Annotated in this window: 18 protein-coding genes; 14 read left to right on the top strand and 4 right to left on the bottom strand. The window is 45.6% G+C overall.

Going from position 1 to position 16,508, the window contains the following annotated elements; all coding sequences use genetic code 11:
• Nucleotides 1-4: 4 nt before the first annotated feature.
• Entirely contained in the window at nucleotides 5-406 is a 402-nt protein-coding gene (locus tag ACFPK9_RS07610; RefSeq protein ID WP_377094251.1) for a hypothetical protein, read from the bottom strand.
• 83 nt (nucleotides 407-489) lie between these two features.
• Complete coding sequence (locus tag ACFPK9_RS07605) at nucleotides 490-1,029, bottom strand: NlpC/P60 family protein (protein WP_377094250.1); 540 nt, start codon at nucleotides 1,027-1,029, stop codon at nucleotides 490-492.
• A 215-nt stretch (nucleotides 1,030-1,244) separates the two neighbouring features.
• Here ACFPK9_RS07605 and ACFPK9_RS07600 point away from each other — a divergent pair, with 215 nt between their 5' ends.
• From ACFPK9_RS07600 to ACFPK9_RS07535, 14 genes are all read left to right on the top strand, one after another.
• Nucleotides 1,245-2,030: a hypothetical protein gene (locus tag ACFPK9_RS07600; RefSeq protein WP_377094249.1), complete on the top strand. Its 786-nt coding sequence runs from the start codon at nucleotides 1,245-1,247 to the stop codon at nucleotides 2,028-2,030.
• A gap of 110 nt (nucleotides 2,031-2,140) precedes the next feature.
• Entirely contained in the window at nucleotides 2,141-3,406 is a 1,266-nt protein-coding gene (gene urtA, locus ACFPK9_RS07595) for an urea ABC transporter substrate-binding protein (protein WP_377094248.1), read from the top strand.
• Nucleotides 3,407-3,638: 232 nt separating this feature from the next.
• A complete protein-coding gene (urtB, locus tag ACFPK9_RS07590) occupies nucleotides 3,639-5,237 on the top strand; it encodes an urea ABC transporter permease subunit UrtB (protein ID WP_377094247.1) in 1,599 nt (532 codons plus the stop codon).
• Nucleotides 5,238-5,254: 17 nt separating this feature from the next.
• Nucleotides 5,255-6,391: an urea ABC transporter permease subunit UrtC gene (gene urtC / locus ACFPK9_RS07585; protein ID WP_377094246.1), complete on the top strand. Its 1,137-nt coding sequence runs from the start codon at nucleotides 5,255-5,257 to the stop codon at nucleotides 6,389-6,391.
• 8 nt (nucleotides 6,392-6,399) lie between these two features.
• The gene (urtD, locus tag ACFPK9_RS07580; protein ID WP_377094245.1) at nucleotides 6,400-7,188 is read left to right on the top strand and encodes an urea ABC transporter ATP-binding protein UrtD; all 789 of its coding nucleotides are present in this window, start codon (nucleotides 6,400-6,402) and stop codon (nucleotides 7,186-7,188) included.
• Nucleotides 7,189-7,202: 14 nt separating this feature from the next.
• Entirely contained in the window at nucleotides 7,203-7,919 is a 717-nt protein-coding gene (gene urtE / locus ACFPK9_RS07575) for an urea ABC transporter ATP-binding subunit UrtE (RefSeq protein ID WP_377094244.1), read from the top strand.
• Between the two features lie 3 nt (nucleotides 7,920-7,922).
• Nucleotides 7,923-8,225, top strand: a complete 303-nt coding sequence (locus ACFPK9_RS07570; RefSeq protein WP_377094243.1) for an urease subunit gamma — start codon at nucleotides 7,923-7,925, stop codon at nucleotides 8,223-8,225.
• Complete coding sequence (locus ACFPK9_RS07565; protein WP_377094240.1) at nucleotides 8,222-8,542, top strand: urease subunit beta; 321 nt, start codon at nucleotides 8,222-8,224, stop codon at nucleotides 8,540-8,542. The genes ACFPK9_RS07570 and ACFPK9_RS07565 overlap by 4 nt, the downstream gene beginning before the upstream one ends.
• A gap of 1 nt (nucleotide 8,543) precedes the next feature.
• Nucleotides 8,544-10,310 (top strand): urease subunit alpha, encoded by a 1,767-nt coding sequence (ureC, locus tag ACFPK9_RS07560; RefSeq protein WP_377094238.1) that lies wholly within the window; start codon nucleotides 8,544-8,546, stop codon nucleotides 10,308-10,310.
• Nucleotides 10,310-10,753: a UreE family protein gene (locus tag ACFPK9_RS07555; protein ID WP_377094236.1), complete on the top strand. Its 444-nt coding sequence runs from the start codon at nucleotides 10,310-10,312 to the stop codon at nucleotides 10,751-10,753. The genes ureC and ACFPK9_RS07555 overlap by 1 nt, the downstream gene beginning before the upstream one ends.
• A gap of 47 nt (nucleotides 10,754-10,800) precedes the next feature.
• Nucleotides 10,801-11,448, top strand: a complete 648-nt coding sequence (locus tag ACFPK9_RS07550) for an urease accessory protein UreF (RefSeq protein WP_377094235.1) — start codon at nucleotides 10,801-10,803, stop codon at nucleotides 11,446-11,448.
• Nucleotides 11,448-12,080: an urease accessory protein UreG gene (gene ureG / locus ACFPK9_RS07545; RefSeq protein ID WP_377094234.1), complete on the top strand. Its 633-nt coding sequence runs from the start codon at nucleotides 11,448-11,450 to the stop codon at nucleotides 12,078-12,080. The genes ACFPK9_RS07550 and ureG overlap by 1 nt, the downstream gene beginning before the upstream one ends.
• Nucleotides 12,081-12,135: 55 nt before the next feature.
• Entirely contained in the window at nucleotides 12,136-12,915 is a 780-nt protein-coding gene (locus tag ACFPK9_RS07540; RefSeq protein ID WP_377094233.1) for an urease accessory protein UreD, read from the top strand.
• Nucleotides 12,916-12,928: 13 nt separating this feature from the next.
• A complete protein-coding gene (locus tag ACFPK9_RS07535; RefSeq protein WP_377094232.1) occupies nucleotides 12,929-13,141 on the top strand; it encodes a hypothetical protein in 213 nt (70 codons plus the stop codon).
• 332 nt (nucleotides 13,142-13,473) lie between these two features.
• Here the strand turns inward: ACFPK9_RS07535 and ACFPK9_RS07530 are convergent, their stop codons facing one another.
• Together ACFPK9_RS07530 and ACFPK9_RS07525 are read right to left on the bottom strand one after the other, a co-directional pair.
• A complete protein-coding gene (locus ACFPK9_RS07530; protein ID WP_377094231.1) occupies nucleotides 13,474-14,262 on the bottom strand; it encodes an SGNH/GDSL hydrolase family protein in 789 nt (262 codons plus the stop codon).
• Nucleotides 14,263-14,341: 79 nt separating this feature from the next.
• On the bottom strand, nucleotides 14,342-16,129 hold the full coding sequence (locus tag ACFPK9_RS07525) for an arylsulfatase (protein ID WP_377094229.1): 1,788 nt from the start codon (nucleotides 16,127-16,129) through the stop codon (nucleotides 14,342-14,344).
• Nucleotides 16,130-16,508 lie beyond the last annotated feature (379 nt).

Here is a 16,508-nt window from a genome sequence, read left to right as displayed (position 1 = left end):
TTTGTTAGGAGTCGAGTTCGTCTTCGATAAAGGCGTCGACGAGATCTGGGAGTTCGTTGAGAGCTTCGAAATACTCTTCTTCGATACCAGAGAGGTAGTTGAGCTCTGTGTCGGAGTATTGGCTGCGGTCTTCAGTAGCAGCTTGGCACCATTGGCTTGAATTAAAGGTGTCTACGATGGTGGTTGCGCCGACGAGTTCAAAAGAGTTGATCACGCGAGTGTGATCGATAGAGCTGAGCCAGAATTCATTCAGCCCTTCACCATCTTCAATGAGTTTAACGGTATCGAGTACATCGATGAGTGCGCGTTCCTCGCGAGTGAGTTCACGTTGGTTAGATGCTTGTTCCAAGTTATCAACGAGAATTTCTACCTCGTCGTTAAATTCTGTTTTGTTGAAAATACTCATGTTGTGAAATGCTTAGGCAGGCATCCATAGTGTACCAAGCGAGAGGGGCGAGAACTTTTTGAAGTTTTTGACTAACAGCAGTTTTACAGGCCGCGAGGATGACGCACATAATATCCTTTTAGACCGCGGCGCTCGGGCTTCCAGCGTGGGCCAGTAGAGTTCCAAGTGCCACCAGTATCAAAGCGGAGGCCGCAAATTTCCATGAAGACATGTCCTTTTCGTACGTAGATAGTCACGTGATCGCCGTAGCCTTTTTTGCCGTAGTCGAAAAATTCCTTGGAGACGAGCGGTCGGCCGTCGAGTTTACCTCCTTTGTGAAGAATGTAGGAAACTGCGCCTGAGCAATCATAAGCTGAGTCGTAGAAGCTACGGTGACCGCCACCATATTTGTATGGCTTACCGACTAGGCTATTTGCGGCTGCTACCATTTTATGAACGCTTTTAGGAGCCTTCGGTGGGGCGTGGGCTATACCGTCAGGTCCAAGGTACGCTGTTTTTCCATGGACGAAGGAGTGGGAGAGATGTGCGCTATCAGCTTTGATCTGATTTGAACAAGAGCTTAGTAAAAGGGCGCATGCTGAGGTGAGCCAAATTAGGATATGAGAGAGTCCTATGCGATGCATGTATGCAGGATACCTCGATATTTAATAATCGTAAAGCAATCGCTAGCTGAAGTTACAGATTCCCAGAATTAGTATGAATGTAATTTATGGTTATCAATGAATGAAATTTATTCATAATAATATCAATAAATTAGATATATTGGCACGTCTAATGCTGATGGTTTTGTCGAAGTAGGGCGATGTAAAGTGCTCTAAAACGACAAATACACAAAACTATGAATAATACTAATATGTTTACATTTGCGGCCATGAGCATGATTGCTGGGTCAGCGCTAGCAGGAACTCCAGAGCCAGTTGTTATGGAGACTGAACCAGTAAAATATGTCTCTGGTACGTTGGATTTATCTTATAATACTCACTTCATATCTTATGGTCTAGATGTCTGGGGTGCAGGAACTGATTTTGGAACAGATGCAACGTTTAACCCTTCTGTTAATCTCGATTTTGCCGTTACTGATGACCTCACGTTAAGTGTTGGTACATGGTTTGATATTAATGATAACTTGCCGACTACAGACTCTGTTGGTGGACAGATCCAAGAGGTGGATTTTTGGGCTGGCCTTGGGTATTCGATGGGTGCGCACAGCTTTAGTGTAACATATCAAGCATGGGTGTACGGTGGTAGTACTGAGGATATTATTGATCTAGGATATGCTTATGATCATTGGCTTAACCCATCTTTCCTAGCTCACATTCGAGTAGGTGAAGGTGCTAGTGGAGGTGAAGATGGAGTATTCTTTGTATTTGGTGTAGAGCCAGGTAAGGAGTACGACAAGTTATCTATCAGTTTCCCTGTGGCACTAGCCTTTACTCCGAATGATTTCCACGGTTATGATAGTGGCTTTGGTTATGCGAGTGCAGGGGCTCAGGTTAGTTACCCAATTTATGGAGGTTGGGCCGTGAATGGTGGCCTCACTGGTTATTATACTAACGATGATGTCACTGGTAATGCTGATGAGGCATTTATCACAGGTAACATCGGTCTATCTCTCGATTTCTAAGAGATTTAAGCAAAGTCTATGAGCAGCGGAAACTAGGTTGTTTCGAACGGGTGATCTTGGTTTTCGCTGCATCCTGCCCTTTTTAGGCAATTTAAAATCCAATAAAACCAATGAAAAAATTATCGAGCTTATTTAAAGCAACTCTAGCTGTAGGGGCTAGTACCATGCTTGCAAGTCAGTCAGTGCAAGCGGAAGAAACTGTAAAAGTCGGTGTGCTCCATTCCCTTAGTGGTACTATGGCGATTTCTGAAACGTCGCTTCGTGATGTATTGCTTTTCACTTTTGATGAAATCAACGCGAATGGTGGAGTGTTAGGAAAGAAGATAGAGCCAGTGGTCGCTGACGGAGCTTCTGATTGGCCATTGTTTGCTGAGAAGGCTGAGCAGTTGTTAGTTAAAGATAAGGTGTCAGTTACTTTTGGTTGTTGGACATCTGTATCGCGTAAATCAGTGTTACCTGTTTACGAAAAACACAAAGGATTGCTTTTCTACCCTGTGCAATATGAGGGAGAAGAAATGTCTCCTAACATTTTCTACACTGCGGAGGCGGTGAATCAGCAGGCGATTCCTGCAGTGGATTTCCTACTAGATGAAGGCTATAAAAAATTCTATTTAATCGGTACAGATTACGTTTATCCCCAAACGACAAACCTAGTTTTGTTCGAATACCTTAAGTCCAAGGGGATTCCAGTAGAGAATATCGGTGGTGGCTTACGTAAAGACGACGAGGGGAATGTGATTAGTGCGGGTAATTATACCCCGTTTGGACATAGTGATTTCCAGCAGATTGTTGCAGATATCCGAAAGTTCGCAGCATCTGGTGATGCTTGTGTTATTAATACAATTAACGGTGATGCGAATGTTCCTTTCTTCAAGGAGTTCTCAGCATCAGGCTTGAAATCTGAGGATTGCCCAGTTGTTTCATTCTCTCTATCTGAAGATGAGTTCCGCTCGCTGCCAGCAAAGGATCTCGTTGGTCACCTAGGCTGCTGGACTTATTTCATGTCGATCGATTCACCTGCAAATGAGAAGTTTAAAGCGGATTTCCAAGCATGGTTAGAGAAAACTACAGTACCAGGTGTGGTAAAAGAAAATCGTGTGACCTGTTCTCCGATGGTTCTGTCATATAATGGTGTGTATCTTTGGAAGGCAGCCGTAGAGAAAGCTGGTACTTTTGATCCAGAAAAGGTCATGGAAGCTCTTGAATCAGGTATTAGTTTTGACGGACCTGGAGGTACTGTTACTTCCCAGAAAAATCACCATTTGACGAAAACTGTGTACCTCGGTGAGACGCTCGAGGACGGCCAGTTTGATATTATCGAGACAATTGAAGATGTGGTCGGTGAGCCTTTCCTTAAAGGTACATTTAGTGAGTAGTTTTTCTGATAGTTGAGTTATTCATAACAGTAAAACTTTCTATAGTTAATGATGCGTGACAGCTCTGTTGCTCTTGTTGAGCAACAGAGCTGAGTGCGTTGAAGTGATAGTTGTTAGATCGCTGGTGTGGATGCTTCTCAAGTTGGCACGTATGGTGCTTTTGGGGATATGAGGTTGGTTAGGTAGATTATTTTTTGTTATGAAAATGTTATTAGTTAGGTTCCCTATTGTTGTGTTTATTTTGACAATCTTAGGGGCAGGTCTGAGTCAGGCAGCTAATGCTGATGAGACGGCTAGGAAATGCCTGTATAGTCTTATTCTTGCAGATAGTGAAGAAGCTGAGAGTACAGCCCTAGAAGAGTTAAATGAGCTAGGGGATCCGATCATTATTGATGTCGTGGAAGCGTGGAGAGTGGGCAAGATCCAATCTTCAGATTCTAAAAGTGAAGTCTATGTTGAAGTGGGACTTAACCAATATGAGGACTTGCTAACAGGCGAGATAGTTGTTCCAGCTGAGGATAGTGAAAAAAATAGAGCATCTCGGAAGTTACGTAAGAAGTTAAGCCGTATTGTTGATTTGTTAGATTTAAAGTCACCAGATCCTGCGAAGCGAATTTATGCGGCGGAGAAGTTAGGGATGGGGCAAAACCCCGATTACTTGGCTGAGTTAAAGGAGTTGTCAGGTAAACAGTCAGACTCGAATGTTAGAGAGGCATTTGAGAAGGCTGTTGCTGTTTCTTTGCTAAAGAATGGAACAGAGGAGGAGAAGCTGGAGTCGGTAAAAGTGCTTGGGAACTTGCATGCTTTTATGGCGAGGGACTTGTTAGTTGAAATCCAGAAAGAAGCTGAGACGAATGGCAATGCTGAGCTAGTGAAAGCAAGCACGGACTCGATTCGTAAGATTGATAGCCGCCAGAAGTTATTGGATTGGATTGGGACCTTTTTCAGGGGCTTGAGTACTGGCTCTGTCCTGTTGTTGGTGTCTTATGGATTAGCGATCACCTTCGGACAAATGGGAGTGATCAATATGGCACATGGTGAGTTTATAGCCATCGGGGGGTACAGTGTGTACTTAGTTCAAGATTATGTAGTGCAGAATTATGGTGCCGATTCTGCGATGTACGAATGGTATTTTCTTATCGCTCTACCATTTGCGTTTTTAACAACGGCAATAGCAGGGGCTTTGTTAGAGAAAGGTTTGATTCAATTTCTCTATAAACGACCACTAGAGTCCTTGCTCGCTACCTGGGCTGTATCAATGATTATGCAGCAGGCATTACGTCTCTATTTCGGAGCGGCTAACGTTTCAGTTTCTTCACCCGAATGGCTCTCTGGGAGTTTAAATGTTGGAGGAATCCTTATGTCTTACAATCGGATCATGCTGATTGGTTCTGCCATCGTGGTAGTGATTGTGACTAGGCTGTTGTTGAGTAAGACAAACTGGGGGCTGCATGTGCGTGCAACCATGCAGAATCGTCAAATGGCTTCAAGTTTGGGTGTGCCATCAAATAGGGTGAATATGCTCACTTTTGCCTTTGGCTCAGGTTTGGCGGGCTTAGCTGGAGCGTTTATTTCACAAATTGGTAATGTCGGGCCATCTATGGGACAAACCTATATTGTAGATAGCTTTATGGTGGTCGTGGTTGGCGGTGTGGGGAACTTGATCGGTGCGGCAGTATCCTCCATGGGGATTGGCATGGTGGATCAGGTGTTACAGCCGCTGTTAGGACCAGTGATGGGTAAGATTTCGGTGCTGTTTATGATTATTTTGTTCTTACAGTTTAAGCCTGGAGGCTTGTTCCCAGCTCGTAGCCGTAGCCTTGATGATTAATTTTAAGAGTTTGATCCATGAATAGATTACTACCATTTGATAATAAAGCTGAGAAGATCATGCTCGGTCTACTCGCAGCATTTATTGTGATATTCCCGATGCTGAACTTCATGTTCCCAGAAGGGGCGGCACTCCATGTTTCGAGTTTCCAGCTCAGTGTGTGGGGGAAATACCTCTGTTATGCAGTGTTGGCTGTGAGTTTGAATTTGCTGTGGGGCTACACTGGCCTGTTATGTCTTGGCCAATGTTTGTTTTTCGCATTGGGGGGATACGCTTTCGGCATGTACTTGATGTTAATGATTGGCGAGCTAGGAGCGTATAAGAGCAGCTTGCCAGACTTTATGGTATTTCTTGGCTACAATGAGCTGCCAATACACTGGAAGCCATTTTATAGTCCATGGTTTGCGATTTTTGCTGCAATGTGGGTGCCGGGTTTAGTCGCATTTTTGTTCGGTGTGTTGGCATTCCGCTCACGGATTAAAGGGGTGTACTTTTCAATTCTTACACAGGCTCTGACTTATGCTGCTGCGTTATTGTTCTTCCGAAACGATTTTACTTTTGGTGGAAACAACGGCTTCACTGATTTTAAGTTTATATTTGGACACGACATTAATAGTGATGGAGTTGCTAGAGGCTTGTTCTGGGCATCTGGGATTTTGTTGATCGGGGTGTATTACCTCATTGCTTGGTTGTTGCAGTCGAAGTTTGGTTTAGTTCAGCGAGCAATTCGTGATTCTGAGAATCGCGTGCGTTTTTCAGGATATTCTACTACTCACTATAAAGTATTTATTTTCGTGATAAGTGCGATGATTGCAGGTTTGGCTGGTGCGCTGTACGTGCCGCAGTCTGGTATCATTAATCCGAGTGAGATGTGGCCAACGAAGGGCTTAGACATTGTTGTCTGGGTCGCTGTCGGTGGTCGTGGTTCTAAGTTCGGGCCGATTATTGGAGCAGTATTGATTAACCTACTTAAAAGTTTCACGACTAGGGCTTACCCTGAGAGCTGGTTGATTATATTAGGTTTTGTATTCTTGTTTGTCGTGTTGTTCATGCCGAATGGAGTCGTTGGGCTATGGGCTCAATTGAAGGAGAAGTTTCAGCGTTTCCAAGGTACTAAGGAGACCGAGGCAACTGTATTAAATAATTCAAACTAACTGAATTGATGTCACATTCTGCATTATATAAAGACACTGACTTAGTTTTGTCGATCGAGTCAGTAACGAAGTCATTCGATGGCTTTAAAGCAATTAACGACTTGAATTTCTACTTAGGCGAGGGCGAATTAAGGACTATCATTGGTCCTAACGGTGCGGGGAAAAGCACCTTTATGGATCTGATCACTGGGAGGACACGGCCCGATTCTGGGACTTTAACATATCACCAATCCGATGGGCATGATCTCGACCTCACGAAGCTAAGAGAATATCAGATTAACCGGTTGGGTATTTCTAGGAAATTCCAAACACCCAGTATCTATCAGCATCATACAGTTTATGAGAACATTGTGCTGTCGCTCAGCCATGACCGTTCCGTATTGAAGTCACTTTTCTACAAAGAAAGTGTTGAGGATAAGGAGGCTATCGAAGAGGTGCTCGAGACCGTGCGTTTGCAGGATATGAGAAATGATCCTGCGGGGTTGTTATCTCACGGGCAAAAGCAATGGTTAGAAATTGGTATGTTGCTAGCTCAGAAGCCGAGAATCTTGTTGGTCGATGAGCCTGCTGCAGGCATGAGTGATGAGGAAACGGAGCGTACTGGTGAATTGCTACTTAGTTTGGAGGGAAAGCACAGCATTATGGTAGTTGAGCATGATATGGAATTTATTCGTCAGATTGCTCGCAAAGTCACGGTTCTGCACCAAGGGCATGTTCTGAAGGAAGGGAAGTTCTTGGAAGTCGCTAACGACCCCACGGTTAAGGAAGTTTATCTAGGAAGACAGAAGCACGATTAAATAAGGGGCGAGTCATGGGAAATACTGAAGAAATTAAGTTAGAGTTAAAAGACATTAATGTCTTTTACGATGGTTCGAGAATTTTGCGGGATGTAGGAATGCAACTTCCTGAGAACTCGGTGCTTTCTCTTTTGGGAAGAAATGGAGTGGGTAAAACGACAACTCTGAAGACGATCATGGGAATCGCTCCCTCCAGTAGCGGAGTGATCGCTTTTGACGGTGCTGAAATCCAGTCGACATCTATCGAGAAACGTGCGCGAGCGGGTATTGGTTATGTGCCACAGGGGCGCGATATTTTTCCGAATCTGACAGTCTGGGAGAACTTGAAAATTAGTTTGAGTGTCCATGGGAAAGATGCGTGGGAGAAATTGGATGAAGTTTTTACTTTGTTCCCAGTGCTGAAGGATATGAAGAGTCGAAAAGGCGGTGTTCTCTCAGGCGGACAACAGCAGCAGTTGGCAATTGGCCGTGCATTACTTACGAATCCCAAAGTGTTGTTGTTAGATGAGCCGACGGAAGGAATTCAGCCTTCGATTATCGATCAAATTGAGGACGCAATCACTTATATTAAGAAGAATCACAATATTAGCATTTTGTTAGTCGAACAATATTTAGACTTCGCAAAGGCGTGTTCAGATTATTTTTGTATTATGGAGCGTGGATCGATTGTTCAATCTGGAGAAATATCGAAGTTGACTGATGAGGTGATCGCCAAGTATCTAGAGGTTTGAATTATGCATCTAACACCGAGAGAGCAGGAAAAGCTAATGGTAGTGGTTGCTGCGGATTTAGCCCGCAGACGACAGGCTAGGGGAGTGAAGTTGAACTACCCCGAAGCAGTTGCGATTATCACTTATGAAATTTTTGAAGGTGCTCGCGATGGTAAAAGCGTGGCTGAGCTGATGGATGAAGGTACGCGGATATTGACTAGAGAAGATGTGATGCCCGGTGTGGCTGAAATGATTCATGAAGTTCAGGCTGAAGCTACTTTTCCTGATGGGACGAAACTTGTAACTGTACACCACCCTATTCAATGATACCTGGAGAGATAATCTGTGCGGATACGGATGAATGGTTAGAAGCCAACGCAGGCTTGGATACTAAAGTTGTCGTAGTTAGTAATGCTGGTGATCGCCCGATTCAGGTGGGTAGCCACTACCATTTTTACGAAGCGAACAATTCCTTACTTTTTGATCGAGAGGAGGCTCGTGGTTTCCGCTTAAACATCCCAGCTGGGACCGCGGTGCGGTTTGAACCTGGTGATTCGAAAGAAGTAGAACTGGTGGCCCTAGCAGGCACACGCGAAGTGTGGGGATTGCAGGGGAAAGTAAACGGAAAGTTAGAAAGCGAGTAACATGGCGTTAAAACTCACAAGAAAACAATACGCGGAGCATTTTGGACCTACTGTTGGCGACAAGGTTCGACTGGGAGATACGGAGCTTTTTATTGAAGTTGAGAGAGACTATATTGCTGAAGCTGCCGGTTATGGTCACGAGGTTAAATTTGGCGGGGGCAAGGTGATTCGCGATGGCATGGGGCAGTCTTCACAGGCGCTCGATGCAGAGTGTTTAGATTTAGTTATCACTAATGCGACGATTCTCGATGCAGAGCTAGGTGTGATAAAGGCTGACATTGGCATCAAGGCTGGTCGTATCGTTGGAATTGGGCATGCGGGGAATCCGGATATTCAAGACGGCATTGGTTCGGTGATTGCAGATCCGACTACTGGAGTGTTCGATACGATGGTGATCGGAGCGGGGACAGAGGTTCTTGCTGGTGAGGGGAATATTATTACAGCTGGTGGAATTGATTCGCACATTCACTTTATTTGTCCGCAGCAGATCGATGAAGCTTTGAGCAGTGGTGTCACTACCATGTTAGGTGGTGGGACTGGACCTGCTACGGGAACGAATGCAACTACATGTACTCCTGGAGAATGGAATATCACCCGCATGTTAGAAGCGGCGGACGAGTATCCGATGAACCTTGGTTTTTTAGGTAAAGGCAATTGTGCGACTAAAGAGCCACTGCGAGAACAAATCATGGCGGGAGCCATTGGGCTGAAATTACATGAGGACTGGGGGACGACCCCAGCAGCGATTGATACCTGCTTGAGTGTTGCTGATGAAATGGATGTGCAGGTGGCAATCCATACTGACACGCTCAATGAATCTGGTTATTTAGAAGATACTCTGAAGGCCTTTGCTGGGCGGACGATTCATACCTACCATTCGGAAGGCGCTGGAGGCGGTCACGCTCCTGATATCATGAAGGTGTGTTCGCACCCAAATGTACTACCTTCTTCTACGAATCCGACGCGTCCATTTACCGTCAATACGATCGATGAGCATTTGGATATGTTGATGGTATGTCACCACTTGGATTCTAAAATTCCGGAGGATGTGGCTTTTGCTGAGTCACGGATTCGTCCTCAGACGATTGCAGCTGAAGATATTTTACATGATAGAGGGGCGATTTCGATGATTTCGTCGGATAGTCAGGCGATGGGACGTGTGGGGGAGGTCGTGATGCGGACGTGGCAGACTGCGCATAAGATGAAGCTTCAATTGGGTAAGCTGGAATCAGAAGAGCACCCAGCTGCGGACAATTTTAGAGCACTACGCTATGTGGCAAAGTATACGATCAATCCTGCGATTTCCCATGGGATGGCGAATGAAGTTGGCTCTCTAATGGTTGGCAAATTGGCTGACGTTGTACTGTGGAAGCCGATGTTTTTCGGGGTAAAACCAGAACTCGTGTTGAAGGGGGGAATGATCGCTTTGGCTAACATGGGTGACCCAAATGCATCGATACCGACTCCGCAGCCGTGTTATTATCGTCCGATGTTTGGCGCGCAAGGCTCAGCGAAATTCAAAACTTCTATAACTTTTGTGAGTAAGCTTGCATTGGATAATGGACTGGCTGATCGTCTCAAGTTACAGAAGCAATTAGTGCCAGTGAGCAATACTCGCGAAATTTCTAAATCGGATCTCATCTACAATGACGCGATGCCTGAAATTGAGATCGATCCTGAAACGTACACTGTGACGGTAGATGGCGAGGTAATTACTTGTGAGCCGGCGGAGGAGCTTCCTCTCGCTCAGCGCTATTTTCTTTTTTAATGGAGACGAAAATCCAGCAAGTGGTGATTCAAGAGGAGTGGGATGTAGCAGAACCTATGGATGTCTGTTTGTTGCCCATTGATCGGCACACCATCGCGAAACGCCGCTGGCGGCAGTTGCTCAGTGAGGATCTGGAAGTGGTTTATAAATTACAGGTGCCAAGTTCGCACGGAGCGCTGTTGTTAGGTTCGGACGGTAAATGTTATAAGCTTCAGCAAAATGCGGAGGACGTGATTGCTATCCCTATGCCGGGGAGCTTGGAAATGGCGGCGAAAGTGGGTTGGTATTTAGGTAACCAACATCTGGGGATAGAGGTGAGAGAAAAAGAAATTTTGTTAGAAGATGTGCACACGCTTGCGCGTTCATTGGAGAAAATTGGTATTCCATTTGAGCGACGTGAAGATGTATTTCTGTGCGCCTTACATTCGAGCCATAGTCATTAAAAGTGAAGGAGAACGCACAGAATAGTTTCAAGTGGCTTGCTGTTTTAATGCACTACAGCGATGGCGTTCTGCCGGTGGGAGCCTATGCGCATTCTATGGGGCTCGAGGGATTAGTTCAACAAGGCGTGATTCAAACGGCGGCTGATTTAGGACTTTTTCTCGAGCGCGATGTGATTGATTCCTTGTGTCGCACGGACATTCCTTTGGCTGGTCATGCGTGGCGGGCGAGTGCAGAGAACGATTTGCAATTTCTGGCCGAGCTCGATGCTCTTTCTCTCGCTGCTCGTCCATCGCGTCAGCTCAGAGAGGCACTTAGTAAAATCGGTAGACAACAATGGAAGGTGTATCAACAGACTTGGTCAAAGCAGAAAGATGAAGAGTTGCTGAGTTGGAAATATTATCAAAGTCCGGTGGTGATGGGGCACATTTTTCAGAGAGAAAGGACACCTGTTGAAGCTGTTGCTTGGTCCTTGTGTTATCAAACTTTTTCGATGGTGTTACAGTCGGCGTTGAAGCTTTTGCCAATTGGCCCCAGAGCAACACAGTCGCTTTTACACAGTGCGTTAGAAGTTTGTTGTGAGAAGCTCGGCGAGTCTCTTATAGTTCCGATTGATGAAATCGGAGCGTCAAATCCGATGTGGGATCTAGCTGCTGCTAGACATGAGCAAGCTCCCGCTAGAATGTTTATATCCTAATGAAAGAGAAATCTAACAATGCAATTCGCGTAGGTATTGGCGGGCCAGTTGGCTCAGGAAAGTCGACACTGTGTCTAAAAATTTGTGAGCGCTATGGCAAGGAGCGCAACATGGCGGTGATCACCAATGATATTTATACTCAAGAGGATGCTAAAATGTTGTTAAGGCATGATGCTCTTCCTGAAGATAGGATTGTCGGAGTGGAGACAGGAGGGTGTCCGCACACGGCGATTCGTGATGATATCTCGATGAATTTAGATGCAGTGGATCTGATGGAAGAGCGTCATGACGGGTTGGAATTTGTCTTGATAGAAAGTGGCGGAGATAATTTGACAGCGACTTTTTCACCTGAATTGGCTGATGTGTTTATCTATGTAATCGATGTGACCGAGGGTGATGATATCCCGAGGAAGGGTGGCCCGGCGATTGCGCATTCAGACTTTTTAGTGGTGAATAAAGTGACTTTAGCGCCATACGTGGGAGCGGATGTGGAGCGCATGCGTGGTGATTGTTTGAGCAAACGAAGTGGGAAGCCATTTGAGATGATGGACTTGAAAGAAGGGATTGGCTTAGTAGAGTTTTTTGAATGGTTTGAGCATGATGTGCTTTTTACAGATGTTGAGTTAGATTGAGATGTTAGCCACGTGTATACAGTCGAAAGCGCGTCTGAGGTTTGAATACTCAGAGATGGCTGCGCGCACTCAGATGGTGGAGCGGAAATTAGGTGGGCTGAGTCATGCAAGTAAGGCGTATCACGATGGTGATTTTTTATCGCTGCAACTAGTCAACCCAACCGCGGGCTTGTTTGCAGGTGATAGTTTGGAAATAGATTTAAGTATTGGGGAGCGAGCTAATGTTTCATTAACGTCTCCCAGTGCGACTCGATTCCACACGATGGGGGAGGGTGAGCATTCGGATTTTATCCAGAGGGTCGTGGTGGGCGAGCAAGCTGTGTTAGATTATTGGCCAGAAATGGTAATTGCTCAGCGTGGAGCTACGGTGCACCAGAGTACGATGGTTCAACTAGCGGCAGATGCTCGTATGGTATTGTTAGATAGTTTGGCTCCGGGGCGTATTGCCCATGGTGAAAACAATGCATACAGAAAGTACCGCAACGGATTCGACATTAAAGTGGGCGAGCGGTTGATTGCGCGCGAGAGAATGGAGCTGATGCCAGTGGATGGAGATTGGCAGCTGTTAGCACCAGATTGGAAGCAATGCTATATCGCCTCGGTTTGGTGCTTTGATCAAGAATGCGTGCAGCACGACTCTGAGTTTGAACGTGAGATTCGTGCGCTTGCATTGGAAGAGGGCTGCCTGTGCGCGTATAGCGATCTCGGTGAGGGACTAGCGGTGGTGCGTGTGCTGGCTGAGAACTCAGTGAACTTTCGTAGAATATTAGATTGTGTGAGAGAGGTCGCTCTTAAACACATTGTCCGTTACCCGATACAATTTAGGAAATTATAACCAAAATATAACAATGAAACTGAATACACTGAAAATAATTGTTCCGCTTACTTTGTTAGCGGCTTCGCAGTCACTGATGGCTCATCCAGGGCCTCCAGGACACTCACATGATGGTACTGAAGACTGGCCGTTCCCTGACTTTAGCTGGCCAATGGTGATTGCTGGCTTGTCTATTGGCGCTATTGCCTTAGCTGTCTATTATTATCAGAAGAGCCAGTCCGAGTAGGTATGATATATGCTAGCTTCGACCATAAATCTATCGTAGTCCGTCTCCCGTTAAAATCATACAATTTTAAGCGTGCTCTTACCCAGCGCGCTTTTTTCTTTAAATGATCTACAAGAAATCGCTTTCTCAGCGAGTATACCTTGTTGCTCCACCCCCTGCTCGTCGTCTTAGCAGTGAAAATCGACGGACAGCTTAGCGAATTGTACTCGGCCATGAGGAGTGCCGCCATTCCCACCCGACTCATGGTCGGCCTGCATCTACTCAAACATTCTCCGACGACGAGTCCACCGACAGTGGAAAGAGAATCCTTGTTTTCTTCTCATTTATGTTTCTTACTGATCCCCAGCCAACGTGCTTAGAATAAAGCGTGCTACTTCATCGCCCTGAGCATTTCGACCAGCCTCATTATAGTGGACGTCGCCAGGCGCGGCCCACCACTCGGAATGTTTCTTCTTTGTAAACGAAAACAGATCATTCACTGCGATCTCAGGAGTATTGCTCAACACTTCTAAAGCCGCTGCATTGTATTTCTCAGAATCACCTGCAATTCGTCTCGGTTTGAATGTTCCTTCCGGTACTGGGGTAGTCGTCGCGAAAATAAGTTTTGCATTGGGAGCAAGTTTCTTCAGGTACGTCACAATGTCACCGAGGTTCTTCTTATAGTCGTCAATCGATGTTCTCGACTCATGTGTGCCGTTTTCCTTATCTTCTTCTGTGACAGTGAGATCATGTAATCCCACGTTGAAATGAATCACATCCCACTCGAAGGTCCATGGATCCTCAAGCTGCTCGTCGCGCATAGCTTTGTGCATTTTTTCCATCATGGAAATGAGTTTAGTAGAGTTTCCTCCATTGTGGTATAACCGATAAATATTCGCCTTACCTTCCATCTTTGCCCGCAATGGCTGTGTGTAGCCGATGGATATTGAATCTCCATAGATCAGGACATTTGGAAGAGCTGGATCGTTTTTCACATAGGCAAATTCAGGGCGTTTTGCGAACCTTCCCGCCAGCTTAGCCCACGCGTCCTCCGCTGTTTCCTGTGCACCGAGAGGTACAGAAAGTGTTAGCGTGAGTAAGCTCAGTAAGGGCAGGCTAAAACAGTTTTTTATTCTCATCATAATAGTTTGTTTGTAGTTGTTAAGAGTTTGTATTCCAAGAGTGCTCAGAGGCACTTGTTAGTGAGAAAATTAGGGGCCTTTAGTCTAGTAACTCGACCTCGGTAAAGTAAGCCCCCCCAGCTTCACCTTTTGTATTATAGATATACGTAATCAAGTCTGTGTCACCTTCTGGCAAGTTGACTGTAAAATCTACACCTTTGCTGTCTTTTGGGATAGTGACCTCCTCAGTAATACCCGCGATTTCAATCTTAGCTTTAACTCCAACCACAGTCTTGTTAGTGGCCTTAGGGAGTTGACGCAGGGTGATACGGTAGCGACCAGCTTCCTTAACGTGTACCTTCCACGGAGCAATCACCTTAGGGAGCTTTTTGACTCGGCTAATGCTATAAGGTGGATAGCCTTTTTCCATAACCCAGTCTTGGGAGCACAGTTCTGTGGGATTATGATCAGGGTTTCCTAGATCAATACGTGCATAGCGATTCAGAATAATAGGTGAAACCTCATCCCAATAGGGCTGATGGTATTCCTTTAACCTCGCTACAACCTCTGGGAACTGAGCTGATACGTCTTTTTCCTGGGAGGGATCTTCCTGTATATCGTAGAGAGTGAACTTATGCTTTTGGGAAACCCTCCATGAGTTCACAAGCCGCCACTTTTGCGTCATCACGGCTACATCTGCATATTGTTCCGTGATAGGACTAGTGAACATTTTACCTCCGTGATGGTGAAGCACTAGATGGTCGCGCTGCCACCCTTCCGTCTCACCTTTGATAAGTGGGTTGAGTGAAATCCCATCCAGCTCATACTCCTCAGGAAGTGTAATCCCACAGAGTTCTGCGAGCGTGGGCAGGACGTCATAGTGAGCGGCTAGAGTGTCAATATCCTTCCCTCCTGTTAGCCCGCCATTAGCCCAATGCAAAAAGAACGGCACGCGGTGCCCTCCATCATAGAGAGAAGACTTCTTTCCTCTCATTCCTGCGTTATAGCCTTTCAGTGGCAGAGAATCTTGCTGCTGATTGAATTTACCACCACCCGAGGTTCCGTTATCAGTCATAAAAATCAGGATGGTATTATCCGCTATGTCTAACTTTTCTAGTTCGGCTCTGAACTTTCCAAAATTCCAGTCAATATTCGCGATCATCCCGTAGAAGTTCGCATTCACGATATCCTTGTTGTCTTTGTATGGAGCGGCCCATTTCTCATCGACATGGTAAGGTCCGTGTGGGGCGTTAAGTGGTAGATAGAGAAAAAACGGCTTGTCCTTATTTTCCTTCACAAATCGCAATGATTCTTGAAAGAAAACATCGGTGCAGTAGCCACTAAACTTCTCTAACTTTCCTTTCCTATCACCGGGAACGACTCTTTCATAAGTGTCATCAAAATAGTCGTTGCCTGGGTAATCCGTAGCTTGCCCGATGCCTCCAGCACGGTGCCAAACCACATCCTCAAACCCAAAATCCTGCGGGCGCTGCGGGGCATGATCTCCAAGATGCCACTTACCAAACATTCCCGTGGCATAGCCGTTGTCTTGGAATAAATTTGCGATGGTTTTATTCTCACGGAAGAGGATAGAGAGCCCACCCGTAGTGCGATATGCTCCAGTTTTGGCAGCATGTTTACCGGTCATCAGAGAGGCTCTGGTTGGAGTGCAAAACGGGCTAACATGAAAATTTGTAAACCTGATAGACTCTGCATGCATCTTGTCTAGCTCAGGAGTCTTTAAATAGGGATTCCCATGACACGCTAAGTCTCCATACCCTTGATCATCAGTCATGATCAGAATGACGTTAGGTTTTTCTGCTAAAGCTGCCACTGAGATTAGCAACCCAGTCACTCCATTGAGGACAATGCTTTTAAGTAATTTCACGGTTGTTGCTACTTAGATTATTTTGCGTTTCTTTCGTTTTTCTACAGACTTATACCATTCTCCCGGCTATATTGTCGGAATGGATGATTTTGATATGAACGCTAGTCAGCGGAGCTGATTACAATAAAGAGCGGCATTACTTCGGCTTCATTTCTGCGTTTTTCCTCAGTCATGTAGCCTGCTACAATCCTTCGTCATGCCTTGAGATGAAGGCCAAATTAACACCGCTATTCCGACAATCTATCCACTCAAATGGTATTACTACAGTTCGATTACCTTTTAAGTACCCTCAGCATGCAGTAATACCAAATCGCACTTCAAAAGAGACGAATGGTTCTTTTGTGTGGCTTGAAGAGTTGCGCTCCGCGAAAGAAAAGTG

Origin of the sequence: Rubritalea spongiae (assembly GCF_042652385.1) — a bacterium.
Taxonomy (GTDB): Bacteria; Verrucomicrobiota; Verrucomicrobiia; order Verrucomicrobiales; family Akkermansiaceae; genus Rubritalea; species Rubritalea spongiae.
This window is presented reverse-complemented; position numbering and strand designations above follow the sequence as displayed.